Annotated in this window: 2 protein-coding genes; both read left to right on the top strand. The window is 73.9% G+C overall.

The window, feature by feature from the left end:
- The coding region (locus AOJ26_RS37285) for a DsbA family oxidoreductase (protein ID WP_420713321.1) at nucleotides 1-202 on the top strand (202 nt) is incomplete at its 5' end.
- 97 nt (nucleotides 203-299) lie between these two features.
- Nucleotides 300-1,151: aminotransferase class V-fold PLP-dependent enzyme (locus AOJ26_RS37280; RefSeq protein ID WP_234358769.1), on the top strand; the 852-nt coding region annotated here is incomplete at its 3' end.

Genomic DNA, 1,151 nt, shown 5'->3' with positions numbered 1-1,151 from the left:
CGCCGAGCTCGGCGCCAACGGCGTCCCCTTCTTCGTCCTGGACCGCACGTACGGCGTCTCCGGCGCCCAGCCCGCCGAGGTCTTCACCCAGGCCCTCACCCGGGCCTGGGGCGACCGCTCCCCGCTGAAGCTGATCGACCAGGGCGAGGCCGGCGCGCAGGCGTGCGGCCCCGACGGGTGCGCGGTGCCCCAGCAGGGCTGAGAACGCGCAGGTCGGGGCGGACGTATAAGCGTTCCTTGGCGAGACCACGTAGAAAATCGCAATGGACCGGGAGGTCTCGCGGCCCCACAGTGGACCCATGGAGACCTTCGAGAGCCTCGTCCGTGCCGAGTTCGCCCCGAAGAACACCTTCCTCAACACCGCGAGCAGCGGCCTGCTCCCCGCCCGCACCGTGACGGCCCTCCAGGAGGCCGCGCTGATCCGGGCGGAGGGCCGGCCGCTGGACCCGCTGTTCGAGGACGTGGAGGCGGCCCGGGCCGCGTTCGCCGGGCTCGCTGGCGTCCCGGTCACCCGGGTCGCGGCGGGCGCGTCCGTGTCCACCCACTCCGGCCTGGTCGCCGCCTCGCTGCCGCCGGGCGCCGAAGTCCTCACCGCCGAGGACGACTTCACCTCCGTCGTGAACCCCTTCCACACCCGCGGCGACCTCAAGGTGCGCGCCGTGCCGCTGGAACGGCTCGCCGACTCCGTCCGCCCCGGCACCGCCCTCGTCGCGGTCAGCGCCGCCCAGTCCGCCGACGGCCGGATCGCCGACCTGCCCGCCCTGCGGGAGGCGGCGCAGGCCCGAGGCGCCCGCACCTACGTCGACTTCTCGCAGGCCGCGGGCTGGCTCCCGGTGGACGCGGAGTCGTACGACTACACCGTCGCCACCACCTTCAAGTGGCTGCTCGGCCCGCACGGCGCGGCCTTCCTCGTCGTGCCGGAGGACTTCGGAGACCTGAGGCCGGTGCTCGCCGGCTGGGTCGCCGGGGAGAACCCCTGGGACAGCTGCTACGGCCCCGTCGCCGAACTGGCCCACTCCGCACGGCGGTTCGACGTGAGCCCGGCCCTGTTCGACCTATCGGCGGGTACCCGCATACCTGAACAGGGCCGGGCTCACGTCGAACCGCCGTGCGGAGTGGGCCAGTTCGGCGACGGGGCCGTAGCAGCTGTC

This window comes from Streptomyces sp. NRRL B-24085 (assembly GCF_001282115.1).
In the GTDB taxonomy this organism is placed as follows: domain Bacteria; phylum Actinomycetota; class Actinomycetes; order Streptomycetales; family Streptomycetaceae; genus Streptomyces.
This window is presented reverse-complemented; position numbering and strand designations above follow the sequence as displayed.